This window comes from Streptomyces sp. NPDC048172 (assembly GCF_043202595.1).
GTDB lineage: Bacteria > Actinomycetota > Actinomycetes > Streptomycetales > Streptomycetaceae > Streptomyces.
Genome location: NZ_JBIDAT010000003.1, coordinates 255400 through 279801, shown reverse-complemented (window position 1 = coordinate 279801; position 24402 = coordinate 255400). Strand labels below are relative to the sequence as shown.

At 73.4% G+C, this 24402-nt stretch carries 21 protein-coding genes; 12 read left to right on the top strand and 9 right to left on the bottom strand.

The window, feature by feature from the left end:
- The first annotated feature begins 34 nt into the window (after nt 1-34).
- The 5 genes from ACGF3A_RS14770 (at nt 35) to ACGF3A_RS14750 (ending at nt 5938) form a co-directional block, all read left to right on the top strand.
- The gene (locus tag ACGF3A_RS14770; RefSeq protein ID WP_393729592.1) at nt 35-757 is read left to right on the top strand and encodes a GntR family transcriptional regulator; all 723 of its coding nucleotides are present in this window, start codon (nt 35-37) and stop codon (nt 755-757) included.
- Nucleotides 754-1797, top strand: coding sequence for an ADP-ribosylglycohydrolase family protein (locus tag ACGF3A_RS14765; RefSeq protein WP_393729590.1), 1044 nt, complete (start codon nt 754-756; stop codon nt 1795-1797). The genes ACGF3A_RS14770 and ACGF3A_RS14765 overlap by 4 nt, the downstream gene beginning before the upstream one ends.
- 50 nt (nt 1798-1847) lie before the next feature.
- Nucleotides 1848-3356, top strand: a complete 1509-nt coding sequence (locus ACGF3A_RS14760; protein WP_393729588.1) for a purine-cytosine permease family protein — start codon at nt 1848-1850, stop codon at nt 3354-3356.
- Nucleotides 3353-4327: a PfkB family carbohydrate kinase gene (locus tag ACGF3A_RS14755; RefSeq protein WP_393729586.1), complete on the top strand. Its 975-nt coding sequence runs from the start codon at nt 3353-3355 to the stop codon at nt 4325-4327. The genes ACGF3A_RS14760 and ACGF3A_RS14755 overlap by 4 nt, the downstream gene beginning before the upstream one ends.
- A gap of 150 nt (nt 4328-4477) precedes the next feature.
- A complete protein-coding gene (locus ACGF3A_RS14750; RefSeq protein ID WP_393729584.1) occupies nt 4478-5938 on the top strand; it encodes an FG-GAP-like repeat-containing protein in 1461 nt (486 codons plus the stop codon).
- Nucleotides 5939-6036: 98 nt separating this feature from the next.
- On the opposite strand, the gene ACGF3A_RS14745 is transcribed toward ACGF3A_RS14750, so the two are convergent.
- Complete coding sequence (locus tag ACGF3A_RS14745) at nt 6037-7398, bottom strand: serine/threonine-protein kinase (protein ID WP_393729582.1); 1362 nt, start codon at nt 7396-7398, stop codon at nt 6037-6039.
- A gap of 167 nt (nt 7399-7565) precedes the next feature.
- On the opposite strand from ACGF3A_RS14745, the gene ACGF3A_RS14740 reads away from it, so the two are divergent.
- Nucleotides 7566-8174: a DNA-binding response regulator gene (locus ACGF3A_RS14740; protein WP_393729580.1), complete on the top strand. Its 609-nt coding sequence runs from the start codon at nt 7566-7568 to the stop codon at nt 8172-8174.
- A gap of 141 nt (nt 8175-8315) precedes the next feature.
- On the opposite strand, the gene ACGF3A_RS14735 is transcribed toward ACGF3A_RS14740, so the two are convergent.
- Nucleotides 8316-9443 carry an FAD-dependent monooxygenase gene (locus ACGF3A_RS14735; protein ID WP_393729578.1) on the bottom strand — a complete coding sequence of 376 codons (1128 nt, stop codon included), beginning with the start codon at nt 9441-9443 and terminating at the stop codon, nt 8316-8318.
- Between the two features lie 109 nt (nt 9444-9552).
- On the opposite strand from ACGF3A_RS14735, the gene ACGF3A_RS14730 reads away from it, so the two are divergent.
- The 4 genes from ACGF3A_RS14730 to ACGF3A_RS14715 all read left to right on the top strand — a co-directional run bounded on the left by ACGF3A_RS14730 (nt 9553) and on the right by ACGF3A_RS14715 (nt 13162).
- Nucleotides 9553-10194, top strand: coding sequence for a TetR/AcrR family transcriptional regulator C-terminal ligand-binding domain-containing protein (locus ACGF3A_RS14730; RefSeq protein WP_393729576.1), 642 nt, complete (start codon nt 9553-9555; stop codon nt 10192-10194).
- Nucleotides 10195-10348: 154 nt separating this feature from the next.
- Nucleotides 10349-11068 (top strand): S1 family peptidase, encoded by a 720-nt coding sequence (locus ACGF3A_RS14725; protein ID WP_393729574.1) that lies wholly within the window; start codon nt 10349-10351, stop codon nt 11066-11068.
- 214 nt (nt 11069-11282) lie between these two features.
- Nucleotides 11283-12845 carry an amidase family protein gene (locus ACGF3A_RS14720; RefSeq protein WP_393729573.1) on the top strand — a complete coding sequence of 521 codons (1563 nt, stop codon included), beginning with the start codon at nt 11283-11285 and terminating at the stop codon, nt 12843-12845.
- A gap of 104 nt (nt 12846-12949) precedes the next feature.
- On the top strand, nt 12950-13162 hold the full coding sequence (locus ACGF3A_RS14715) for a hypothetical protein (protein WP_393729571.1): 213 nt from the start codon (nt 12950-12952) through the stop codon (nt 13160-13162).
- 7 nt (nt 13163-13169) lie between these two features.
- Here the strand turns inward: ACGF3A_RS14715 and ACGF3A_RS14710 are convergent, their stop codons facing one another.
- The 7 genes from ACGF3A_RS14710 to ACGF3A_RS14680 all read right to left on the bottom strand — a co-directional run bounded on the left by ACGF3A_RS14710 (nt 13170) and on the right by ACGF3A_RS14680 (nt 20864).
- Nucleotides 13170-14156: a YihY/virulence factor BrkB family protein gene (locus ACGF3A_RS14710; RefSeq protein ID WP_393729569.1), complete on the bottom strand. Its 987-nt coding sequence runs from the start codon at nt 14154-14156 to the stop codon at nt 13170-13172.
- Nucleotides 14157-14194: 38 nt separating this feature from the next.
- Complete coding sequence (locus ACGF3A_RS14705) at nt 14195-15241, bottom strand: alpha/beta hydrolase (protein WP_393729567.1); 1047 nt, start codon at nt 15239-15241, stop codon at nt 14195-14197.
- Nucleotides 15238-16005 carry an ABC transporter permease gene (locus ACGF3A_RS14700; RefSeq protein ID WP_393729565.1) on the bottom strand — a complete coding sequence of 256 codons (768 nt, stop codon included), beginning with the start codon at nt 16003-16005 and terminating at the stop codon, nt 15238-15240. The genes ACGF3A_RS14705 and ACGF3A_RS14700 overlap by 4 nt, the downstream gene beginning before the upstream one ends.
- Nucleotides 16002-16916 (bottom strand): ABC transporter ATP-binding protein, encoded by a 915-nt coding sequence (locus ACGF3A_RS14695; protein ID WP_393729563.1) that lies wholly within the window; start codon nt 16914-16916, stop codon nt 16002-16004. The genes ACGF3A_RS14700 and ACGF3A_RS14695 overlap by 4 nt, the downstream gene beginning before the upstream one ends.
- Before the next feature lie 93 nt (nt 16917-17009).
- Nucleotides 17010-17678 carry a response regulator gene (locus tag ACGF3A_RS14690; RefSeq protein ID WP_393729561.1) on the bottom strand — a complete coding sequence of 223 codons (669 nt, stop codon included), beginning with the start codon at nt 17676-17678 and terminating at the stop codon, nt 17010-17012.
- Nucleotides 17675-18919 (bottom strand): sensor histidine kinase, encoded by a 1245-nt coding sequence (locus ACGF3A_RS14685; RefSeq protein WP_393729559.1) that lies wholly within the window; start codon nt 18917-18919, stop codon nt 17675-17677. Before ACGF3A_RS14685 ends, ACGF3A_RS14690 begins: the two co-directional genes overlap by 4 nt.
- A 76-nt stretch (nt 18920-18995) precedes the next feature.
- A complete protein-coding gene (locus ACGF3A_RS14680; protein ID WP_393729557.1) occupies nt 18996-20864 on the bottom strand; it encodes a potassium transporter TrkA in 1869 nt (622 codons plus the stop codon).
- A 438-nt stretch (nt 20865-21302) separates the two neighbouring features.
- Between ACGF3A_RS14680 and ACGF3A_RS14675 the strand changes: the two genes are divergently transcribed.
- Together ACGF3A_RS14675 and ACGF3A_RS14670 are read left to right on the top strand one after the other, a co-directional pair.
- Nucleotides 21303-22523 (top strand): S8 family serine peptidase, encoded by a 1221-nt coding sequence (locus tag ACGF3A_RS14675; RefSeq protein ID WP_393729555.1) that lies wholly within the window; start codon nt 21303-21305, stop codon nt 22521-22523.
- Nucleotides 22524-22699: 176 nt separating this feature from the next.
- Complete coding sequence (locus ACGF3A_RS14670; RefSeq protein WP_393729553.1) at nt 22700-24259, top strand: sigma-70 family RNA polymerase sigma factor; 1560 nt, start codon at nt 22700-22702, stop codon at nt 24257-24259.
- The last annotated feature ends 143 nt before the right edge of the window (nt 24260-24402 follow it).

Genomic DNA, 24402 nt, shown 5'->3' with positions numbered 1-24402 from the left:
GACCTGTCCAGTCCTGTCTAGTTACAGTGCGGACATGCCTGGACAGGTTCATAAGCATCAGCGCATCGCCCGCACCCTCGCCGACGAGATCAGGGCCGGGGTGCACACCTCCGGTGAGCGCCTCCCCGGCGAGCACGCGCTCAGGGAGCGCTTCGGCGTCAGCCGTACGACGCTGCGGCAGGCGCTCCAGGTCCTCGGCGAGCAGGGGCTGATCGCCACGCACCCCGGCATCGGCTCGTTCGTCACCTTCGACGGGACGCCGCTGGACAACCGGCTCGGCTGGACGCGGGCCCTCCAGGGGCAGGCGACCGAGCTGGTCACCGAGGTGCTGCGGTTCGAGACCGTCGCGGACCCGGAGCTCGCCGCCGAGCTGGGCACGGGGGCCGAGGCGTTCGTCGCGCTCGACCGGGTGCGGCGGCTCGCCGAGGACGGCCGGGGCGTCTCGCTGGAGCACAGCAGGGTGCCCGCCGTGGGCACCCTCGCGGAGCTGCCCCGGCGCGGGCTGACGGACGGCTCGCTCCACAAGACCCTGCTCGCCGCCGGACGGATCACCGACTCCGGCGAGGGCGTGGTCTCCATGCGGGGGCTGGAGGAGGACGAGGCGGCGACGCTGCGCCGCTCCCCCGGCGAGCCCTTCCTGCGGCTGGCCCAGGTCTACCGGGCCGCCGACGGCTCCGTCGTCGAGCAGGTGACGAGCCTCCTCGACCCCGCCAGGTTCCAACTGCACGTCCGCTCGGGGCGAGGAGAGCACCAGTGACCACCGACGAAGCACCCGCACCGGCGACCGTCGATCCCCCCACCCGCGACCGCGCCCTGGGCGCCTTCTACGGGCTCGCGCTCGGCGACGCGCTCGGCATGCCGACCCAGGTCATGTCCCGCCGCGACGTCGTACGGGCGTACGGCACGCTGACCGGCTTCGAGCCCGCCGGGCCCGGCAACCCCGTGAGCGCCGGGATGCCCGCGGGCTCCGTCACCGACGACACCGAGCAGGCCGTCCTCGTCGGCAGGCTGCTGGCGGAGGGCGGCGGGCACATCGACCCGCTGCGCCTCGCGCACGAACTCCTGGACTGGGAGAAGGAGATGCGGGCCAGGGGCTCGCTCGATCTCCTCGGACCCTCGACCAAGGCCGCGCTGGACGCGGTGGCGCGCGGAGTGCCGCCCGGGGAGGCGGGGCGCACCGGCACGACGAACGGCGCGGCCATGCGCGTCACCCCGGTCGGCATCGCCTCCCGGGCCGGGGACGGCGAGGACGGGCCAAGCGGCGCGTTCCTTGACCGCGTCGTGGAGTCGTGCCAGGTCACCCACGACACGACGCTCGGCATCGCGGGCGCGGCGGCCGTGGCCGCGGCCGTCAGCACGGGCGTCGGCGGCGGCACGCTGGACGACGCCGTGGCCGCGGCCGTCGGCGCCGCGCGCGCCGGTGCCGAGCGGGGCCACTGGGTCGCGGGCGCGGACATCGCGGCCCGTATCGCCTGGGCGTCCGAGCTGGTCGCGGGCGTGCCCGAGGAGCAGGCGCTCGACCTGGTGTGCTCGCTCGTGGGGACGAGCGTGGCGAGCCAGGAGTCCGTACCGGCCGCGTTCGCGGTCCTCGCCGTCGCGGACGGCGACCCGTGGCGCAGCGCGCTGCTGGCCGCGAACCTCGGCGGCGACAGCGACACCATCGGCGCGATCGCGGGCGCGGTCGCCGGTTCCGTGGCGGGCCTCGCCGCGCTCCCGGCCGACGCCGTCGCCACCCTCCGCACCGTCAACGACCTGGAGCTGGAGCCCCTCACGGAGCGCCTGCTCGCGCTGCGCTGATCCCACCCCACACACGCAACTCCCTCCGCACCACGCAAGGAGGTTCCGCCATGGCCGGTTCGACGACGAACGAGCACGCGGGAACCCAAGGGCAAGTCGGCGCCGTCGAGACACGGGGCATCGAGCCCGTGCCGGACGACGAGCGCCACGGCCACGCGAGCCAGATGTTCTGGACCTGGTTCGCGGCGAACATCTCCCTCCTCGGACTGCCGCTCGGCGCGACCCTCGTCGCCTTCCGGGGACTGAACATCTGGCAGGCGGTCCTCGTCGCCGTACTCGGCTCGGTCGGCTCGTTCGCGCTGGTCGGCGTGCTCAGCCTGGCGGGCAAGAAGGGCGGAGCGCCCGCGCTGACCCTCTCCCGCGCCGTCTTCGGGCAGCGCGGCAACGCCGGTCCCACGCTCGTGAGCTGGCTCAGCCGCATCGGCTGGGAGACCATCTCGACGACCACGGCGGCGTACGCGCTGCTCGCGCTGGTGCGCTGGGTCTTCGGCTGGCACCAGAACACCGTGCTGACGCTGCTGTGCCTGCTGGTCTTCATCGGCTGCACGCTGCTGATCAGCGGCCTCGGCCATGCCACCATCATGTGGATCAACAAGTGGGCGACGGTGGTCTTCGGGGTGCTGAACCTGATCGTGATGGGCTTCCTCGTCGCGACCGTCGACTGGGACAAGGTGCTGGACGCGCCCGCCGGTCCGGTGAGCGGCGTCGTCGCGGGCGTCGGCTTCATCGCGGCGGGCACGGGCATCGGCTGGGCCAACGCGGGCGCGGACTACGCGCGCTATCTGCCGCGCAGCGTCCCGGGCGGCAGGCTGATCACCGCCTCGGCGTTCGGCGCCGGGATCCCGCTGGTGCTGCTGATCTCGCTCGGTTCGCTGCTGTCGGCGGGGGACGGGACACTGGCACAGGCGGCCGACCCGGTCGCCGCGATCAACGGGATGCTGCCGTCCTGGATGGCGGTCCCCTATCTCATAGCGGCCTTCGGCGGGCTCCTGATGTCCAACCACCTCTCCACGTACTCGGCGGGCCTGACCATGCTCACGCTGGGCCTGCGGGTGCCGCGCGCGCTCGCGGTGGCGCTGGACGTCGCGCTGATGTTCCTCGGCGGCATCTACTTCATGCTGATCGCGAAGGACTTCTACGGCCCGTTCACCACGTTCCTGACGCTGCTCGCGGTGCCCATCTCGGCCTGGGTCGGGGTGGTCCTGGTGGACTCGGCGCGCGGGCGTACGTACGACCCGGCGGCGCTGATGGACACGGGGCGCGGCAGCCGCTACTGGTACACGGGCGGCTTCCGGCCGCACGCCGTGCTGGCGTGGGCGGCGGCGATCGTGACGGGCCTGCTCTTCACGGAGGCGGCGACCAGCGCGGACGACGTGTGGTTCACCGGCCCGTGGGCGCACACGTGGCTGGGCACCAACGGGCTCGGCTGGGCGATCGCGATGGCCGTGGGCGCGCTGCTGTACGCGGTGAGCGGCGGGAGCGGGGGCGGGGGCCCGGCCCGTACGCCCGGTGCGCCCGGTGCGTCCGCGACGGCCGAGGTCGAGGAGGTGGCCCGATGAGCGGACGGCTGGTCCTCGCGGGCAATGTGATCGCCGACCTGGTGATCGAGGTGCCCGCGCTGCCCGAGCGCGGCGGCGACGTCATCGGCACCCGTACGGAGCTGACGGCGGGCGGCGGTTTCAACACCCTGGCCGCGGCGGGCCGCATCGGCGCGGCGACGGTGTTCGCGGGGCTGCACGGCACGGGCCCCTACGGCGACCTGGTCCGCGAGGCCCTCGACACCGAGGGCGTACGGACGCTGCTGCCGCCCCGTACGGACGGCGACACGAGCTTCACCGTGGCGCTGGTCGACGCGGACGGGGAACGGACGTTCGTGACGAGCTTCGGCGTCGACGCCCGGATGACCCCCGCCGAGGCGGAGAAGATCGCGGCCGAGGTGCGCGCCGGGGACCTCGTGCAGGTGTCGGGCTACGGCCTGGTGATGCCGGTCAACGGCCCGCTGCTCGCCTCCCTCGTGGACGGGCTCCCGGACGCCGCGACGGTCTGTCTCGACCCGGCGCCGCTCGTCGCGGACATCCCCGCCGAGGTGCTCGGCCCGGTGCTCGACCGTACGGACTGGCTGAGCGCGAACGCCCGCGAGGCGGCCCTCATGTGCGGCGCCGCCGACCCGGGACGCGCCGCTGCCGCGCTGCGCGAACGGCTCCCGCGCGCGGGGGCCGGGGTGCTGGTCCGTGACGGCAGGGACGGCTGCCGGCTGGCGCCGCCCGACGGCTCGGCGCCGGTGCGGGTGCCGGGCGTCCCGGTGACGGCCGTGGACAGCAGCGGCGCGGGCGACGCGCACGTGGGCGCGTTCCTGGCGCTGCTGGGCGAGGGCGCCGAGCCGTACGCGGCGGCGCGCGTGGCCAACGCCGCCGCGGCGTACGCGGTCATGCGGCGCGGTCCCGCGACGGCCCCGACGCGGGACCAACTGTGCGCTTTCGCGCGGGAGAAGGGCGCCGGGGACATCGTGGCGCTGCTCGGTCTTGGGTAGATGTGTTGTCCTCCGTAATTTTTCTATCGATTCCGCAACCGTTCGGCTTTCGGTTATGTCTCCTTCCACATCCCTTCATGCCTGGCCTGCGGGGGCCACGGAACGAGGTCGGGCCGGAGGGCGACCGATGCGTGACCCGATGGAGGAATTTTGCGCAACAGAACGAGAGGCGTGGTGGCCGGTGCCGTCGGCGCCGCGGTCGTAGCGGCCGTGGCAGCCGGTGCGAACGCGGTCGTCACGGACGGCGACGGCCAGGACCAGCCCTCCGCCAAGGCCGCCAAGCAGGGCAAGACCACTCCCGGCGACATCGACGGTGACGGCTACGCCGACCTCGGCGTGGGCGCCCCCGAAGGCACCGTCTCGGGCAAGTCCAAGGCGGGCTACGTGGGCGTGACCTACGGCGCGAAGGACGGCGTCGACACCGCGCGGCACACCACGCTGACCCAGGCCAGCAAGGGCGTCCCGGGCACCCCGGAGGCCAAGGACGCCTTCGGCTCGGCCGTCGTGCGCGGCGACGTGGACGGCGACGGCTACACCGACCTGGTCGTCGCCGCGAACAACGAGGCGATCGGGAGCACCGGGCAGGCCGGTTCCGTCACGGTCGTCTTCGGCGGCAAGGGCGGCCTGTCCGGCGACGCCATCGCCTTCCACGCGCCGAAGGTCACCGAGAACGCCCACTTCAGCGACCAGATAGCCGTCGGCGACTACAACAAGGACGGCCGCGACGACATCGCCGTCTCCGACGGCGACAAGGTGCAGCTCGTCAACGGCGCGGCGAACCTGCGCGACACGACCACCCCGAAGATGAAGGCCGTCACCCCGCCCGGCGGCGGCGTCGCCGTCGGCCACCTGGCCTCCGGCGACATCAACGGCGACGGCTACGCCGACCTCGTCAGCGTCGCCTCCCAGGACTCCCCCTCGGACGAGGGCACGCTCGGCGTGCTGCCGGGCTCGTCCGGCGGCGTCAAGAGCACGCCGCTGGGCAAGACCGTGTCCCTGATGTTCGGCCAGTACCGCGCCGTGGTGGGCGACATCAACGGCGACGGCAAGGACGACGTCGTCACGGACACCGGCTTCGAGGACGGTCCGGACGAGCAGAAGCTCCGCACCTACCCGGGCACCACCGGCGGCATGGACACCGCGAAGCCGGTGGACTGGAAGGGCGAGAAGCAGCAGGGCGAGGCCATCCGCCTCGCCGACTTCGACGGTGACGGCCACGACGACCTCGTGGTCAGCGACACCGACGCGGAGGCCCCCGGCGGCTACAACAGCGCCGGTGCCGTCAACGTCCTCAAGGGCACCGAGAACTGGCTGACCGACAAGGGCGCGCAGACCTTCTCGCTCGACACCGAGGGCGTCCCCGGCGAGATGGAGGGCAACGACAAGTTCGGCTCGTCCGTCTCGCCGGCCGACTACAACGGTGACGGCAAGGCCGACCTCGCGGTCGGCGTCCCGAACCGCACGGAGGGCGCGGGCGCGGTGGCGCTCCTCTACGCGGGCACCGACGGCCTGGGCGCCGACGGTTCGGCGCTCATCGGCCCGGGCGACCTCGGCTCCCCGAAGACGAAGGCCCGCTTCGGCACGGACCTGACGAACCCCGGCACCCGCTGACGGCGCTGGACAGGTGACACCGGACGGTGTCGGCCCCGCCGCCCCGGCCAGGGGCGGCGGGGCCTTCGTCATGCGCCGTCATGGGGCGTCATGCGCCGTCACGCGCCGGGAGGCGCGTACGTCCGCAGCGCGGCCCTCAGCCCCTCGTGCCCGCGTCCCCGCGCGGGCCACCGCAGCCGCACCGTGCGGCGCCGCACTCCCCCGCCCTTCCCCTTCAGCCGCAGCACCAGCGAGGAGGCGCGCGGCTCGGCCGAGGCGACGCGGTGCCAGGGGTGGTGGACGGTCCGCAGACACTTCCGGAACCGGATGCCGTCGGCGTCCACGGTGACGCGGTACGGGTAGAAGGCGCGCAGGGAGAGCAGGAACAGGAGGGAGTAGAGGGCCTTGGCGGGGAGCAGCAGGGGGAGTTCGTCGTGGAAGACGGAGCCGGGGTTGTCGGCGTTCACCGCCTCCAGCGTGATGAAGGGGGCGGCGACCGCGGAGAAGGCCATGAACCAGAGCACGTACTCGACGGTCCGGACGGTCCACCCCCGCTGGAACACCTGCGCCGGGGGTTCGGGTTCCGAGCGTACGTCCGTGAAGGTGCTCGGCGCGGGGCCGAAGGCGCCGGGCGCGGGCGGGGCGGGTACGGGTGCGGGTGCGGGTGCGGGCCGCCGTACGGGGTCGGGGGCGATCCGCGTCAGGACCTCTTCCGGCGTGGGCCGCAGGTCCGCCTCCTTCGCCATGCACGATTCGACCAGGGGGCGCAGCGCGCCGGGCAGCGCCGAGAGGTCGGGCCGGTCGTGAACGGCCCGGTACATCAGCGTCATCGAGTCGCCCTCGCCGAACGGGCGGCCCCCGGCGGCGTGCACCAGCACCGCGCCGAGCGCGAAGACGTCGGCGGCGGGCCCGATCTCGCGGTCGCCCTGGACCTGTTCGGGCGAGAAGAAGCCCGGGGTGCCCACGGAGACATGGGTGTGGGTGAACCGGGTCGCCGCCAGGGCCCGCGCGATGCCGAAGTCGAGGACGCGGGGCCCGTCGTCGCTCAGGATGATGTTGGCGGGCTTGAGGTCGCGGTGCACCAGGCCGTTGCCGTGGATCGCCTGCAGCGCCTCGGCGAGCGCCGCGCCCAGCGAGCGCAGCCGCGTCTCGTCCATCGGGCCGTCCTCCGCGACGGCGTCGGCGAGCGTACGGCCCGGGATGAACGCGGTCGTCATCCACGGCGGGCGCGCGTCCGGATCCGCGTCGATGACCTGCGCGGTGTGGAAGCCGCCGACGCGCTGCGCCGCCTCGATCTCCGTACGGAAACGGGCGCGGAAGTCGGGATCGGCCGCGAGTTCGCGCTTGGCCACCTTCACCGCGACGGAACGGCCGCCGCGCGAACGGCCCTTGTACACGGTGCCCATACCGCCCTCGCCGAGCTTGCCGACGATCTCGTACGGGCCGATGGCGCGCGGATCTTCCGCGCTGAGCTGCAACACGGTGGTGGTCCCTCCCAGACGGAGGCCCCGTCGCTCTTCGACGGCGCCGGTCCGCCGGTCCCCCGGTACGGCTCCACCGCTCACATTCGTACCATCCTCCCGACCGGGAGGGAAAGTTCGGCCGTCGGCGTCCGTACAGGCATCGGCGATCAGAGGGGGAAAGTGAAGTGATCCGGGTTCTGCTGGCGGAGGACCAGCACCTCGTCCGCGGCGCACTCGTGCTGCTCCTGGACCTGGAGCAGGACATGGAGGTCGTCGCGGAGGTCTCCTCGGGGGACGAGATCGTTCCGGCGGTGCTGGAGCACGGGGTCGATGTGGCCGTCCTCGACATCCAGTTGCCCGGCATGGACGGGCTGACGGCCGCGGCCCGTGTCAAGGAGCGAGCGCCGGAGTGCCGGGTGCTGATCCTGACGGGGATGGGCCGCCCCGGCATGCTGCGCCGGGCGCTGCGGGACGCCGAGGTGGAGGGCTTCATGGTGAAGGACGCGCCGACGGCCGAACTCGCCGTCTCCATCCGCCAGGTCGCCGCCGGGGAACGCGTCGTCGATCCCGCGCTGGCCGCCGCGGCGCTCACCAGCCGGCCGAACCCGCTGACGGAGCAGGAGCTGAAGGTCCTGCGGCTGGCGGCGGAGGGCTCCGAACCCTCCGAGATCGCCGCCCGGCTCCACCTCTCCAAGGGCACCGTCCGCAACTACCTCGGCATCATCGTCACCAAGCTCAACGCCCGCAACCGCCTCGACGCCGTCCGTATCGCGAAGGACGCCGACTGGCTCTGACCAGGCCCGGAACCGCCCGGTTCGCCCCGGCCCATGCGTTCCGCACGCTCCACCGGTGCCCCGCGCACTGGTCCCCGCCCCGCTCCCCCGGCCACCCTCTTAAGAGCCGGTCCCCCCGGCCCCGCTCCACCACTCACAGCGCTATCGGACCGACTCCACAGGCGCCTCCGGCCCGCCGACCGACGCGTTGCGGGCATGGATCGTCTCCCAGGTGGCCGGGACGACGACGTCGGCGCCCTCCTCGACGCTGGCCTGGGCGAAGTCGACGTAGGGGCGCTGGCGGGCGGTGTACTCCTCGAACGCGGCGGTGTGGTCGCCGGGGTGGCGGTCGAGGGCCTCGGCGAGGAAGGCGGCGCCGGTCAGGGCGAGGGAGGTGCCGCGCCCGGAGAGGGGGCTCGCGCAGTGTGCGGCGTCGCCGACGAGGGCGGTCCGGCCCCAGTGCCAGACGGGCAGGTGGATCTGGCTGACGGCGTCGAAGTAGAAGGCGGGGTCGCGGCGTACGGCGTCGAGGAGGCGGGGGATCTCCCACTCCGTGTGCCCGGCGAAGGCGTCGGCGAGGATCCGCTTCTGGGCCGCGAGGTCGTGATGGTCGTGGTCGATCCATCCGGAGCGGAAGGCGAAGAAGGCGAGGGCCTCACCCTTGAAGCGCATGATCCCGGCCATGAGCCCGGGGTAGTTGTAGAACTGGCTCGGCACCTGGGCGCCTTCGGGCGGGAGCTTGCTGATGCCCAGGTAGACGCCGAGGTGACGGGCGTGGCCGGACTCGGGCCCGAAGGTGAGGTGGCGTACGGCCGAGTGGAGGCCGTCGGCGCCGAGCACCAGGTCGAAGCTCTCGCGGTGCCCGGAGAGGAAGCCGACGTCGACACGGCCGCCGCCGTCCGGCTCCTCCAATGCGGTCACCGAGTCCCCGTAGCGCACCGGCGTGCCGGACGGCAGCTGGTCGGTGAGGACGCGGGCGAGGTCGTCCCGGGTGATCTCCAGGTCGTCGTCGGAGTCGCTGATCTGCTCCGCCGGGACGCGGGCGACGGCCGTGCCGTCCGCGTCCACGAACACGCCGCTCTCCGTGGCGTCCACGCTCAGCTCGCGGAGGCGGGGCAGCAGCCCCAGCCTGTCGACGACGCCGAGGGCGTCGCCGCGGATGTCGATCGGCGTGCCGCCGGTGCGGAACTCCGGGGCGCGCTCGATCAGGGAGACGTCGTGCCCCCGGGCGGTCAGCTCGACGGCGAGGGCGAGCCCGGCGACTCCGGTGCCCGAAACGAGTATGCGCATGCTGCCCCTTAATGCAACGGATAGTTGCTTCAACGTACAGCGGCCGCCAGTCTTAAAGCAACCAGATGTAGCATCTGTGGCCGGACGCGACGGCAAGGGCGAGGGGACCATGACAGGCAGGGCGGACAGGGCAGAAGGCGCGGACACGGCGGAGCGGCCCCGGCGGCGGCCGGGCGGGCGCACCGCGCGCGTACGGGAGAAGACGCTCAAGGCCACGCTCGAACTCGTCGCCCGCCACGGCGTGGACGGCTTCCGCTACGAGCAGGTCGCCGAGCTGGCCGGGGTCCACAAGACGAGCGTGTACCGCAACTGGCCCGACCGCGACCAGCTGGTGAGCGAGGCGCTGCTCCAGGTCGGCGAGCGCGAATCCCCCGTCGAGGACACCGGCGACCTCCGCCGCGACCTGGCCGGACTCCTCGTCTCCCACTCCGTGGCCCTGCTGACGCCGACGGGCGTCGCGCTTCAGCACGCCCTGCAGCCGGGCGCCGCCAGCGAGGCGGTCAAGGGGGTCCTGGACGCGTACTACACGGAGCGCGTCGCGGCCGTACGGGAACGCGTCGAGGGCGCGGCGGACGAGGAGCGGCCGCCGCCCGGCGTCGACACCGGCTTCCTGCTCCAGATGCTCTCGGGCCCGGTGCACTTCCACCGCTTCCGCACCGGACGGCCGCTGCCCCGCGCGGAAGCGGAGCGCATCGTCGATGTGGTGCTCGCGGGACTGCGCGCCACGGCGGAACGGGAGGACCAGCCATAACCGCGTGGTATGGGCAAATTGCTATTACCCGAAGCCGTCCGCTTCCGGAATCCTGACTCCTGGTACTTCCCTGGACGCCACGCGCGGGAACTCACGGAACCCACGGAACCCACGGAACTCGCGGGCTCTCGCGCGCCTTCGGAAACGAGGAACCTTGCGAATCACCAGGATACTCCCCGCACTCCTCGCGGCCTTACTGGCCGCACTCACCCTCAGCACCAGCGCGACCGCGTCGGACCGCTCCCCCACCGCCGCGGACGGCAAGAACCCGATCATCGGCGGCGGATACGCGCAGAGCGGTCCCTGGGCGGCACGGCTGTTCTCGGCGGGCAGACAGACGTGCAGCGCGACGATCATCGCCCCCACCTGGATCCTCACCGCCAAGCACTGCGTCAGCGGCGGCCAGTTGTCGTTCCGCATCGGCAGCCTCGACCAGACCTCGGGCGGCACCACGGCCAACGGCACGCAGGTCCAGAGCCACCCGACGGCCGACCTCTCGCTGGTCCGCCTCGACCGCTCGGTCTCCGGCACCTACGCCACGCTCGGCCAGCCCGGTTCGGTGCAGGTCGGCCAGTCCGTACAGGTCTACGGCTGGGGCGCCACGAGCCAGTGCAGCCCGGAGATCAACTGTCAGTCGCGGCTCCTGAAGTACGCCAACGTCACCGTGACCGGCGGCTGTTCGGACGCGTACGGCGGCAACGCGATCTGCGCCCGGCGCGGCGACGGCATCACCGCGGGCGGCGACTCGGGTGGCCCGATGATGGCGAACGGCGCCCAGGTCGGAGTCGCCTCCACCAGCGACCGCCAGACCACCACGGCCTACACGAACGTGACCCGCTACCGCTCCTGGATCCAGTCGATCGCGGGCGTCTGACCGGTCCCGCGGGCGCCGTCGTCTGAACGCCTGAACGCCTCGACACCTGGCGTCACGGCGGCGCTCCGCGCGGCCCGCGCTCCGTCACCGCTGCCTGGCCGGTCAGCGGTGGCGGAGCGGTTCGGCATGCCCCGGGAGCGGCGGGAAGGAGGGTGCGCGTGTGGCGCGATGACGCTCTTGCGCGGGGGATGCGGCGTGTAGTCGGGTGCTGCCCATGGCGAAGAGGAGCGTTGCCGCGTTGATCGCCGCCCTGGTGGCGGGTTCCCTGCTCACGAGTGCCCCGCATCCGCGCGCGGAGGCCGCCGGGACCGGTGAGGGAGGGCCGCCGTCCGCGGCGGGGGTGGACCTGGACACCGTGACCATCCCCCAGTTGCAGGCCCGGATGGCGAAGGGCTCGCTGACCTCGTCGGCGCTGACCCAGGCGTATCTGCGGCGCATCAAGGACGTCGACCCGAAGATCAAGGCCGTGCTGCGCACCAATCCGAAGGCCTTGCGCCAGGCGGCGGAGAGCGACGCGCGGCACCGGAAGGGCGAGACCCTCGGCCCGCTCGACGGGATACCCGTCCTGCTCAAGGACAACGTCGACACCCGCGACATGCCGACGACCGCCGGTTCGCTCGCGCTCGCCGGGAGCCCGCCGGACGCGGACGCGAAGCTCGTGACCCGGCTCAAGGAGGCGGGCGCCGTCGTCCTCGGCAAGACGAACCTCTCCGAGTGGGCCAACTTCCGCGCGGCGAAGCCGACCTCGGGATGGTCGGCGGTGGGCGGGCAGACCCGCAACCCGTTCGTGCTGGACCGCAACCCCTGCGGCTCCTCGTCCGGTTCGGCCGCCGCGCTCGCGTCCTCGCTCTCGCAGGTCGCGATCGGCACCGAGACGGACGGCTCGATCGTCTGCCCGGCGGGGATGAGCGGCGTCGTCGGCCACAAGCCCAGCCTCGGGCTGGTCAGCCAGTCGGGCGTGGTGCCGATCTCGGCCGAGCAGGACACCGCGGGGCCCATGGCGCGGAACGTGACGGACACGGCACTCACCCTCTCCGTGCTCAGTGAGGACCGCGCGGCGGTGCGGACCCCGCGCCCCGGCAGTCTGCGCGGCAAGCGGATCGGCCTGTGGCGGCTGCCCTCGCTCGGCAAGGAGGTCGACGCCGTGATGACCCGAACGGCGAAGAAGCTGCGCGGCGCGGGCGCCGAGGTCGTCGAGGTGACGCCGCCGTACCAGAAGCGGCTGGCGGAGCTGGAGTTCCCCGCGCTGCTCAGCGAGTTCCACCGGGACATCGACGCGTATCTCGCCACCCGGAAGGGGCCGCGGGACCTGGCCGGACTGGTCGAGTTCAACCGCTCCCACCCGGAGGAGCAGAAGTGCTTCGCCGGTCAGGAGCTCTTCGAGCAGGCGCTGGAGGCGCCGCCGACCACCGACCCGAAGTACCGGGCGATGCGGGCCGAGCTGAAGGACCTCTCCAGCCGCTCCATCGACGAGACGATGGCCGAGCACCGGCTCGACGCGATCGCCTCGCCGACCAACCCGCCCGCCTGGACGACCGACTGCGCCCGGGGCGACAACGACGTGATCCCGTCCTCCACCCCCGCGGCCGTCGCCGGGTACCCGTCGCTGTCGGTGCCCGCCGGTTCCGTGGACGAACTGCCCGTCGGCCTGCTCCTGATGGCCGGTGACCGCGAGGACGCCGGGCTGCTCTCGCTGGGCGCCGCGGTCGAGCGCCGCCTCGACGCCTGGCGCGCCCCGCGCTACCTGCCGTCCACGGGCCCGGACTCCACCCGGTAGCAGGGACGGCGACACCCCGCTCCGCGCCGACCGGGCCCCGACGGGGTTCAGGACGCGGAGCGGGGTCACCCGACAGGTGCTGTAGCGCTGAAGGGTGCTTTGTCGTGATGTATGTCGCCGTGCTCGTGCTGCCCGTTCTCGCGTTCCTGCTCTTCGCCATGGCCCGCCTCGAAGAGCGCCTGTTCGACACCTCGCGGACGGAACCGGCCCCGGACCAGCGGTCCGCTCCGCCCCGCCACGCCCGGCGCGCACGCCATCTGCGCCTGGTCCGCGGGGCCCGAGCCCGCGAGGAGACGCGGGGCCGAGACGCGGCCTGACCTCGGGCTACGCGTCGCCTTCGCCGTCGTCCCACGCGCGGGTGTCGCGCGGCTCGGCGTACGGCTCCTCCTGGGGCGGGTGGCCGCCCGCGACCGCGCGCTGGCGGGCCGTCTCCGCGTCGAACTCCAGGCCCAGCAGGACCGCCAGATTGCTGATCCACAGCCAGACCAGGAAGACGATGACCCCGGCGAACGTGCCGTAGACCTTGTTGTACGAGCCGAAGTTCGCCACGTAGAACGCGAACCCGGCGGAGGCGAGCAGCCAGGCCGCGAGAGCGAGGGCGCTGCCGGGGGTGAGCCAGCGCAGGCCGCGCACCTTGGCGTTGGGCGCCGCCCAGTACAGCAGCGCGAGCACGACGGTCACCAGGACGACGAGCACCGGCCACTTGGCGACCGACCACACGGTCAGAGCCGTGTCGCCGATGCCCAGCGCCCTCCCGGCCTGGCGCGCCAGCCCGCCGGTGAACACGACGATGAGCGCGATGAGCACGGTGAGCACCATGAGCGCGACGGTCACGCCGAGCCGTACCGGCAGCACCTTCCACAGGGGACGGCCCTCGGGCATGTCGTACACGGCGTTGGCCGTGCGCATGAACGCGCCGACGTACCCGGAGGCCGACCACACCGCCAGCGCCAGGCCCACGAGGACCATGACGGAGCCGAGCCCGCCGTGGTCGCGGACCTGTTCGACGCCGCTGGTGAGGACGTCACGCGCCGGTCCCGGGGCCAGCTCCCCCAGGTTGGCGAGGAGTGCGTCGCCCGCCTTCCTGCCCGCGACCCCGAGCAGGGAGACGAGCACGAGCAGGGCGGGGAAGAGCGACAGCACCGCGTAGTACGTGAGGGCCGCCGCGCGGTCCGTCAGTTCGTCCTCCCTGAACTCCTTCACGGTGCCCTTGAGCACCGCCCACCACGAGCGCGCGGGGAGGCCCGCCGGGGTGTCGGGCGCCCGGCGCTCGACCTCGGCCGACGGGCCCGCTTCCGTCTTGTGAGCCATGCCCCCCGGGTTTCCCCGGCGGCATGGCTCACACGCTGTCACCGCAGCGCGCCGACCAGCAGGGGCAGCGAGCGGCGGAACTCCCGCCTCCAGTACGCCGGTGAGTGCGTCCCGGCGGTGAAGTGCGTGGTGACGGGGGCGCCGAGGGAGCGGAGACGGGCGGCGACGGCACGCGACTCCCGGAGCATCACCGTCTCCGTCGGGGAGATCGCGTCCTCGGGGAACGGCTCCTCCGGGTCCTCCAGTCCGGGGATGTGCGGGTCGGGCTCGACGTCCGGCGGGTCGAGGGGGCCCGCCCTGCCGTCGCCGCTGGAGAGATGGACGGGGATGTTCCGCAGCCGGTGGGCCAGGTGGTACGGGTCGTGGGCACGCCAGACGGAGCGCTGGTCCACCGGATCGCCCCAGAGCGCCCGCCAGTCCAGGCCGACGTACGACATTCCGGCGCGTACGGCGTGCGGGTCCTGGGAGGGGTGGACGAATCCGCTGTAGGAGGCGACGGCGTCGAAGAGCCCGGGGTGGCGCCCGGCGTACGAGAGCGCGCCGAACCCGCCCTGCGACTCCCCCGCCGCGACGCGTCGGGTGCCCGCGCCGTACTCGCGCTCCAGCAGCGGCCGTACCTCCTTGAGGTGGAAGGACTCCACGGCGGGCGGGCCACCCCCGCCGCCGTTGTGCCAGTCGCTGTAGAAGCCGAAGAACGGCATCTCCGGCATGACCACGAGGACGTTCCGCAGGGAGCGGATCCGGTCGAGTCCCGCCTCGTACCCCTCGGTCCAGGCGCGGTGGTCGCCGTCGCCGCCGACGAGGAGGTAGAGGACGGGCCAGCTCTCGCCGGGACGCCGGGTCTCCCAGCCGTCGGGGGTGAGCAGCCGCACCTTCGCCTCGCGGCCCAGCGCGGGCGAGTCGAGCGTGAGGTCCACCTGACGGTGCCCGGTGCGCTCCTCGGCGACGACGCGCGCCCGTTCGGACGGCGGTGCGGACGGCGGCTCGGCCGCGCCGGTACGGGCCTCCGGCAGCAGCAGGGCGAGGGAGAGCGCGAGGACGAGCGTGGCCCAGGTCCGGGGCCCACGGGGGCGCGCGGGCCTCATGCGTCACGTCCGCGCAGGACGGCGGCGGCCACGGCGAGCAGCACCGCCGTGTACGCGGCGACGAGCGCCAGCGACGGCCACGGGCCGAGACTGCCGACCGTCCCGGCGTCCGCGTCGGAGGTCTGCGTCAGCTTCTCCAGCGCGGCGGTGGGCGAGACGCCCGCGACCCAGCGCCCGGCGCCGCCGAGCACCGGCCCGAGCAGGGAGGGGAGCAGGAGCAGTCCGGTCACGGTGAGGACGGCCCCGGCGGAGTGGCGTACGAGGGTACCGACGGCGAGGCCGAGGAGCCCGGCGACGGCGAAGCAGGCCGCGACGCCGAACAGCGCGGGCAGCGGCTCCCCCCGCTCGTGCTCGCCGTCGGGGAGCAGCGCGCCGCCGAGGCCGTACGCGAGCGCGCAGGCGGCGAGCGACAGCGGGGCGAGGAGGCCGGCGGTGAGCGTCGCCTTGGCGGCGAGGACCCGGGTGCGGCGGGGGTCGGCGGCGAACGTGGTGCGCAGGGTGCCGCTGCCGTGCTCGCCGGTGATCAGCAGCGCGCCGAGGACGGCGGCGAGCACCTGCGCGACGACGGAGAGGGTGAGGCTGCCGCCGAGCACCGTGTCGTCGTCCTGGAGGCTGCCCGTGCCGGCGACGAACGCCGCGCCCACGGGCGGGACGGCGGCGGCCGCGAGCGCGGTCCGGACAGTGGAGCGCAAGCTGCGGAACTTGATCCACTCATGGGCGAGCGCCTGCGGGAACCCGGCCCGCGCGGTATCGATGCCGGTCATCGGAGCGCCTCCGTCCGGTACTCGGCCTCGTCCCGGGCCAGGGCCGTGTAGACCTCCTCCAGCGAGGAGCGGGCGGGCGTGAGTTCGTGGAGGGCGAGGCCGTGCTCGCGGGCGAGGCCGCCGATGGTGGCGGCGTCGGGCCCGTCCACGCGCCAGGAGCCGTGGGGCGTGACGCGTACGGTCGCGCCGCGCGCCTCCAGCAGCGCCCGCAGCTTCTCCGGTTCCGGGGTGCGGACGAGCGTATGGGCCTGGGAGTGGGACTCCAGGAACGCGCGCGTGCTCGTGTCCGCGAGGAGCCTGCCGCGTCCGATGACGACGAGGTGGTCGGCGGTCAGCTCCATCTCGCTCATCAGATGGCTGGAGAGGAACACCGTGCGGCCCTCGGCGGCCAGGGACCTCATCGTGTCCCGGATCCAGCGGATGCCCTCGGTGTCCAGGCCGTTGACGGGCTCGTCGAGGATGAGCACCTCGGGGTCGCCGAGCAGGGCCGCCGCGATGCCGAGGCGCTGGCCCATGCCGAGCGAGTAGCCCTTGGCGCGGCGGCGCGCGGTGGCGGGCGGGAGGCCGACGGTCTCCAGGACCTCGTCGACGCGGCGGCGCGGGATGCGGTTGCCCGCCGCGAGACCCGCGAGGTGGTCGTAGGCGGAGCGCCCGCCGTGCACGCCCTTGGCGTCCAGCAGCGAGCCGACCACGCGCAGCGGCGCGGCCAGCTCGGAGCAACGGCGCCCGCCAACGGTGACGCTGCCGGAGGTCGGCGCGTCCAGGCCGAGGATCAGCCGCATGGTGGTGGACTTGCCCGCGCCGTTCGGGCCGAGGAAGCCGGTCACCCGGCCCGGGCGCACCGTGAAGGTCAGGCGGTCGACGGCGGTCTTCTCGCCGTACCGCTTGGTGAGTTCGCTCGCTTCGATCATGCGGGGGACGCTACGGACGGCCGCGCGTGACGGAATCCGCCACGGGGAGACGGGCACTGCTCCCCTCGGCGTACGGGCGGGTCCGGCGGTGCCTCAGCGCTCCCCGGCCCGTACGAGTCCCGTCTCGTAGGCCCACACCACCAGTTGGGCCCTGTCGCGCACGCCGAGCTTGGTCATGGCGCGGCTGACGTGGGTCTTCGCGGTGAGGGGGCTCATGGCCAGGGCGCGGCCGATCTCCTCGTTGCTCAGGCCGCGCCCGACCAGCGCCATCACCTCGCGCTCCCGCTCCGTGAGGTGCGCGAGGCGCGCGGCGCCCTCGGTCTCGGGGACCTTGAGCCGCGCGAACTCCTCGACCACGGAGCGGGTGACGGCGGGCGCGAGCAGGCTCTGCCCGGCGGCGACCGAACGGACGGCGGCGCGCAGCCCGTCCGGGTCGATGTCCTTGAGCAGGAAGCCCGCGGCGCCGTGCCGCAGCGCCTCGAAGACGTACGCGTCGACCTGGTAGGTGGTGAGCATGACCACGCGCACGGCGTCCAGGGAGCGGTCGGCGGCGATCCGGCGGGTGGCCTCGATGCCGTCGGTGCCGGGCATGCGGATGTCCATCAGCACCACGTCGGGCCGGGTGGTGCGCACCGCCTCGACGGCCCGCTCCCCGTCGGCGGCCTCGGCGACCACGACGAGGTCGTCGGTGAGGTCGAACAGGGCGCGGAATCCGGCCCGTACGACGGTCTGGTCGTCCGCGAGCACGAGTCGTACGGTCACGCGCGCCGCCCCTCACCGATGAGTTCGTGCTCCGTGGCGACGTGCACGGGCAGCCGGGCGCGGACCCGGAAGCCGCCGCCGGGCGCCGGGCCGTGCTCGACGGCGCCCCCGGCCGCCGCCGCGCGCTCGCGCATCCCGACGAGGCCGAAGCCTCCCGGGGCGGCCGGGGCCGGGGCCTCGGGCGGACCGTCGCCGTCGTCGACGACCTCCACGGTGAGGCTGCCGTCGCGCCGCGCCGTGGAGACCGCGGCGTGCCGCGCCCCGGAGTGCCGTACGACGTTGGTGAGGGCCTCCTGCACGATGCGGTAGGCGGTCAGTCCGGTGACGGCCGACAGGCCCTCCTCGGGTCCCTCGCGGGTGAGGGCGACCGTGAGGCCGCCGCCCTCGAAGCGTGCGACCAGGGCTGGCAGTTCGCCGAGTCCGGGCGCCGCGGCCCTCGGCTCTCCGTCGCGGTCGTTCGCCCGCAGCACGGTGACCGTGGAGCGCAGCTCCCGTACGGCCTCCTTGCCGGAGTCCCGCACCTGGCGCATGGCCTGGCGCGACAGCTCCGGGCGGACGTCGAGGGCGTCGAGGGCGACCCCGGCCTGCACGGTCATGGCGGCGACCGTGTGCGCGACGATGTCGTGGAGCTCGCGGGCGATACGGACGCGCTCCGCGTGGACCCGGCGCTCCGCCTCGCGCTCGCGCTCCTCCTCGGCGCGCGCGGCGCGGGCCGCGTACGCGTCGAGGAGCTGGCGCCGGGTGCGGACCACGGCGCCCAGCAGCAGCGGCACCAGGGGCCAGAGCATCTCCAGGACGGGCAGCCCCTGCGGGTTGGCCACGTCCTGCCCGACGGCGAAGGCGACGGCGCCCGAGGTGAGCGAGGCGGCGAGCCCCGTGAGCAGTGTCCGCCGCCGGCTGCCGTCGGCCGCGAGCGTGTAGAGGGCGACGAGGACGGGGAGGTTGAGCAGCTCACCGATGTGCCCGTACAGCGCCCACCCCGCGCAGGCGGCGCCCGTCACCACGACCACCGGCACCGGCCACCTGCGGCGGCCCAGGAGCGCCAGCAGCGACACGGCCAGCAGCAGCCAGGTGAACCGGTCGGCCTGCCGGTACCCGGGGTCGTTGACCGCCGCGTCGGACGCGGTGAGCGCCCCGACCACGGCCACCACCAGCAGGTCCACGGTCCGTCGCGGCAGCGCGCGCACACGGTCCCACGGCCGGTCGCGCAGCCCGCCGAGCAGGCTCTCGAAGGTCGTCACGCCCTCACGATAGGAGCGGTGCGGGGTACGCGCGTACGCCCGCGGGAGTAGCCGGGATCCGGAGGGGGCGCCCCGCTTACTCCTGTTCGGCCAGGACGACGACGTGGTCCGCCTCGCCGAGCCGCAGCGGCTCGCCCTTGGGCGGGTTCAGGCGGACGCCGTAGGAGGGCGGGGTGTCCCGGTGGGTGCCGAGCCGGTAGCCGATCGCGGTCTCGCCGCGTCCGCGCGCGGCCTCGACGACGGTCGCGAAGTTCGCCCCGGCGCCCGGCAGGACGTACCGCGCGGCGGGCTTGAGGTAGATCTCGGAGCCCGCGGGGTCGAAGAGGTCGAGCATCACCTCGTGCAGATGCCGGTTCTCGGTGAGCTGGGTCAGCATCAGGCTGATGAGCTTGGAGCTGACGATGAAGTCGTCGGCCTTGGTGACCTGGGCGACCTCGCGGTTGCTGTCGTCGTTCATCTCCGTGACGATCGAGTACGGGTCGCCGAGCTTCTCCTCGATGTCGCGCAGGTGCAGCAGCGTCACCAGGGTGCGGTTGTCGGCCTGTTCGGGGTCGGTGCTCTCGTCGGAGAGCACCAGGATGTGCTGGTAGGCGCCGGGGTCGAGGGCCTCCAGGGAGCGCCTGCTCGTCGGCTCGCAGTGCTTGTGGCCGACGACGAGGTGCGCGCGGTCGGTGCCGAGCACGCCGTCCGGGCGGTGGGCGCAGGCGATGTCGAGCACCGAGCCGGGTTCGGCGAAGCTGTCGAGCAGCTCGATGATCCTGGCGACGCGGGAGTTCCAGCCGATCAGCAGGGTGCGGTCGGCGGTCCTGGGGTTGCCGGGGAGCGCGGCGAGGGCCGCGTCGTGGACGGCGGGCGGGGTGCGCGCGAGCTTGATCAGCAGGTCGTCCTCGGCGATGACGATGACGTCGTCGCCCGCGCCGATGACCGTGTGCATGGGCGGGTTGACCAGAATGCGCCCGTCCGCGGTGTGGAGGCCCGCGGGGACGCCGAGTTCGTAGCGGTTGAGCACCTCGCCGTAGGCGCGTCCGACGAGGGAGGGCTCGTGGCGGATGTAGAGCTCGTTGCCGAAGAAGCTGAGCAGCTCGTTGCAGACCGTGGAGAGTCCGGCCTGGCGGTGGGACTGGACGATGAGGCGTACGGCGATGTCGTCCGCGTCGATGACCAGGCCGTGGTCCCCCGCGGCGAGGCGGGCGGCGGCGAGGTTGTCCGAATCCTGCACCGCGGCCACCACATGGGGGCGCTCACCGTGCCAGGGGCGGTTGTTGAGCACCAGCAGGGACTTGATGACCATGGTGTCGGCGTCGGGCCCCGCGGGCGGCAGCACCATGATCGACTTGCTGGTGTCGGGGCTGACCAGCTCCAGGTCCGCGCGGTGCAGCGGGTTCCCGGAGCGGCAGATGACCCGGGTGCGGCCGGTGTCGGGGACGCGGGTGCGGATCTGGTCCTCCATGTCGACCTTGTCGTGGTCGGCGAGGACGACGACGCAGGAGCGGCGCTCGCTCTGGTTGGCCTCCACCAGTTCCTCGACGACCGTGAAGACCTGCTCCGACCAGCCCAGCACGATGGTGTGGCCGTGCTCGATGAGCCGTGAGCGGCCCTTGCGGAGCTGCTCGATCCGGTGGTTCAGCCCCGTCGTCAGCACACCGATGAGGGCGCTGACGATGAAGATGCCGCCCAGCGTGACGCAGAGCATCAGCCCCAGGAACACCGGGCGTCCCGAGTCGTCGCCCATCGTCCCGGGGTCGAGGGTGCGCAGCAGGCTCATCCAGGCCACGCCGAGCCAGCCGCCGTGCGCCTCGGTGTCCTCGTTCGTGAAGAGCACCACCAGCGTGGCGACGAGCGTGATCAGCCCCACGGAGGCCAGCCCCAGCCAGCCGATCAGCGCCGGTGTCCCCCGGTCCATGGTCCCGTCGAACCAGTACCGCAGCCGCTCCCGCAACCTCACCCGAGCCCGCCCCGCTTCCGTCCCGCACACGTTCCGATCCCACACCCTGGCGGGCGGCTTCGATCTTCCCCTGGCCGCGGGGACGGGGGTCGCACTCCGGCCACCCGCCGCATATTCCACCGGGAAGCGCCGGGAGGCTTTTCCTCTCCTTTCTCCACAACAAAAGCAGGGCACACCAATAAGAGGGAGACTGCGCGGCGCCGCGCGGATTACAGAAAATCCGCGAGGAATTTTCTGACTCAGGATCAGGTCGCTGAACTGGGGCTCAGCGCGCCGATTAGGCCCGTTTCCAGGGGAATTGAGGGCCGAATTCCTGTGGCGTGCGCCACAATGCGCGTCTCAACTTGAGGTTCCACCCGGTAATCCGCCAATGTTTCGCCCCACGTTCCGGAAAACAAACGGAACTTGATCCCCCACGTCCAAGGAGGACCCCTCCGCATGTCAAGTCATGCGTCCAGAAAGACGAGGCGTCACATAACCCTCGCCCTCGGTGCGGCCATCGCGGTCGCCGGGGGCGCCGGCGTGATCGCCACCACCGCGGGGGCCTCGGCCCCGGCGGAGGGCACCGTCATCGGTGCCGGGTCCGAGCACGCGGTGAAGGGCAGCTACATCGTCCAGCTCAAGGGCGGCGGCACCGTCAGCGCGACGGGTCTCGGCAAGGACCTGGCCGAGGAGTACGGCGGCAAGGTCAAGCGCACCTACAGCGCGGCGCTCAAGGGCTTCGCCACCTCGGGCCTCTCGGCCGAGGACGCCCGCAAGCTCGCGGCCGACGACAAGGTCGCCAAGGTCTTCCAGAACCAGCGGTTCACCATCAACGGCACCCAGAAGAACCCGCCGAACTGGGGCCTGGACCGCATCGACCAGAAGAAGCCGCAGGGCGACGGCAGCTACACGTACCCGGCCTCGGCGGGCAAGGGCGTGACCGTGTACGTGATCGACACGGGCGTGCGCATCGGCCACAAGGACTTCGGCGGCCGTGCCTCGTACGGCTTCGACGCCGTCGACGGCGACAAGAAGGCCGACGACCCGCAGGGCCACGGCACGCACGTGGCGGGCACCGTCGCGGGCTCCAGCTACGGCGTGGCGAAGAAGTCGAAGATCGTCGCCGTCCGCGTGCTGGACGAGAACGGCTCGGGCACGACCGACAAGGTCGTCGCGGGCATCGACTGGGTCACCAAGAACCACAAGGGCCCCTCGGTCGCCAACATGAGCCTGGGCGGCGGCGTCGACCAGGTCATGGACGCGGCCGTGAAGAAGTCCATCGCCTCCGGTGTGACGTACTCCGTCGCGGCGGGCAACGAGAGCCAGGACGCCTCGCAGTCCTCGCCGGCCCGGATCCCCGAGGCGATCACCGTCGCGGCCAGCGACAAGACGGACAAGCAGGCCGAATTCTCCAACTTCGGCAAGAACGTCGACGTGTACGCGCCGGGCGTGGACATCGTCTCCGCCAGCAACAAGAGCGACAGCGGCGACGCCACCATGTCCGGTACGTCCATGGCCGCGCCGCACGTGGCGGGCGCCGCGGCGCTCTACCTGGCGGGCCACACCAGCGCCACCCCGCAGCAGGTGGCCTCCGGCCTGACCAAGGCCGCGACCCCCGGCGCGATCTCCAACCCGAGCGCCGGTACGCCGAACAAGCTCCTCCGGGTCACGAAGTGACCTGTGGCCGTCCGGGTCCCTCTCGCGGGCCCCGGACGGCCGTCCCCGGGGCTTCGGAAGTCTCTGGTTAGGCTCTGGCTGGAAAAGTGTTATCCGGGAACGCCCGGTGAGTCTCCGGAACGGACGCTGGAGCGTTCGGGGGCGCACACCGCGAGGCGAGAGGGAGAAGGCACCCGGTGGAGAACGTGGACTGGGCTGACGTGGTCGCCGCGGCCCGGGACGGGGACCGCACGGCCAGGGAGAGGCTCGCGGCGGAGTACCTGCCGCTCGTCTACAACGTGGTCGGCCGCGCCCTCGACGGCCATGCCGACGTCGACGACGTCGTGCAGGAGACCATGCTCCGGGCCCTCGACGGCCTCGGTGACCTGCGCGACCTCACCCGCTTCCGCTCCTGGCTGATCGCCATCGCCATGAACCAGGTCCGCACCCGCTGGTCCGCGCGCCGCCAGCAGCCCGCGCCGCTGGCCGAGCTCGGCGAGCACACCGATCCGGCCACCGACTTCGCGGACCTCACGATCCTGCGCCTCCAGCTCTCCGGCCAGCGCCGCGAGGTGGCCGAGGCGACCCGGTGGCTGGACGACGACGACCGCGACGTGCTGTCCCTGTGGTGGCTGGAGTCCTCGGGGGAGCTGACCCGCGCCGAGCTGGCCGAGGCCCTCGGTCTGCCGAACCAGCACGCCACGGTGCGCGTCCACCGCGTCAAGCAGCAGCTCGCCCTCTCGCGCGCGGTCGTACGGGCGCTGGCCGCCGAGCCCCGCTGCCCCGAGCTGGCCTCGCTCACCGACCGCTGGGACGGCGTGCCGTCCCCGCTGTGGCGCAAGCGGATCGCCCGCCATGTGCGGGACTGCGGGCAGTGCGCGCCGCACTCCCGCGACCAGATGCCCGTCGAGGGGCTCCTCGCCGGGATCGGGCTGGTGCTGCCGCTCTACGAGGGAATCTCCCGGTTCGTCGCCGCGCAGGCCGCGACGGCGACGACGCAGACGGGGACCCAGGCGGCCGCCGCCACTGTGTCGCAAACCACTGCGCAGACCGCCTCGCACGCCGCTTCCCACTCCGCCTCGCAGAGCACGACGCACGCCCTCTTCCACGGGAAGCAGGCGGCCGGGCTGATAGCCGCGGGGTCGGCCGCTGCCGTGGCGCTCGCCGTGCTCGTCTGGCCGTCCCCGCCCGCGGAGCGGGACGAGGCGAAGCCGTCGCCGCGCCCCGCCAGCTCCTCCCCCGCCCCCGCGTCCCCCTCGCCGTCCCCGTCCCGCGCGAAGCCGTCCCCCAGCACCGAGACCGCCAGGGCGGCGGCGCCCGCGCCGCGCCCGAAGCCGACCTCGTCCTCCCCGCGCCCCCCGCGCACCAAGGCACCCAGCAAGCAGACCCGGCTCGTCCGGCAGATCAACGTGCTGCGGGCGCGCCAGGGCTGCACCGGACTGCGCACCGACCCCAGGCTGACCCGCGTCGCGCAGCGGCAGGCCGAGGAGATGGCCGCGCGCGACCAGCTCGGCCACACCGACGCCTCCGGCCGCGACCTGGGCCAGCGCGTCAGCGCCGCCGGGTACGAGTGGTCGGCGGTCGGCGAGACGGTGGCGACCCAGCAGGGCAGCCCCAAGGCCGTCGCGTCCGAGTGGCAGCGCAGCGCGATGCGCGACAACGAGATCTTCAACTGCGACTTCCAGCACGCGGGCGTCGGCCTCGCCGAATCGCCCAACGGCCCGTACTGGACGCAGGTCCTCGCGACGCCACGCTGACGGCGAAGCGCGGGAGACAGGGACAGGGGAGGGAGAGGCGGGCCGCGCCCGCGTCCCGGCCCCGGCGATGCGGCCCCCCATGACGCATCGCCGGGACCAGGGCGCGGGGGCACCGCCCGGCCACGGGCCGCTGTCCTCGAACG

Excerpts from the sequence above, each read along its gene's own strand:
- ACGF3A_RS14770 (WP_393729592.1), top strand. The coding sequence starts at position 35 with ATGCCTGGACAGGTTCATAAGCATCAGCGCATCGCCCGCACCCTCGCC.
- ACGF3A_RS14760 (WP_393729588.1), top strand. The coding sequence starts at position 1,848 with ATGGCCGGTTCGACGACGAACGAGCACGCGGGAACCCAAGGGCAAGTC.
- ACGF3A_RS14755 (WP_393729586.1), top strand. The coding sequence starts at position 3,353 with ATGAGCGGACGGCTGGTCCTCGCGGGCAATGTGATCGCCGACCTGGTG.
- ACGF3A_RS14735 (WP_393729578.1), bottom strand. The coding sequence starts at position 9,443 with ATGCGCATACTCGTTTCGGGCACCGGAGTCGCCGGGCTCGCCCTCGCC.
- ACGF3A_RS14730 (WP_393729576.1), top strand. The coding sequence starts at position 9,553 with ATGACAGGCAGGGCGGACAGGGCAGAAGGCGCGGACACGGCGGAGCGG.
- ACGF3A_RS14720 (WP_393729573.1), top strand. The coding sequence starts at position 11,283 with ATGGCGAAGAGGAGCGTTGCCGCGTTGATCGCCGCCCTGGTGGCGGGT.
- ACGF3A_RS14710 (WP_393729569.1), bottom strand. The coding sequence starts at position 14,156 with ATGGCTCACAAGACGGAAGCGGGCCCGTCGGCCGAGGTCGAGCGCCGG.
- ACGF3A_RS14705 (WP_393729567.1), bottom strand. The coding sequence starts at position 15,241 with ATGAGGCCCGCGCGCCCCCGTGGGCCCCGGACCTGGGCCACGCTCGTC.
- ACGF3A_RS14700 (WP_393729565.1), bottom strand. The coding sequence starts at position 16,005 with ATGACCGGCATCGATACCGCGCGGGCCGGGTTCCCGCAGGCGCTCGCC.
- ACGF3A_RS14695 (WP_393729563.1), bottom strand. The coding sequence starts at position 16,916 with ATGATCGAAGCGAGCGAACTCACCAAGCGGTACGGCGAGAAGACCGCC.
- ACGF3A_RS14675 (WP_393729555.1), top strand. The coding sequence starts at position 21,303 with ATGTCAAGTCATGCGTCCAGAAAGACGAGGCGTCACATAACCCTCGCC.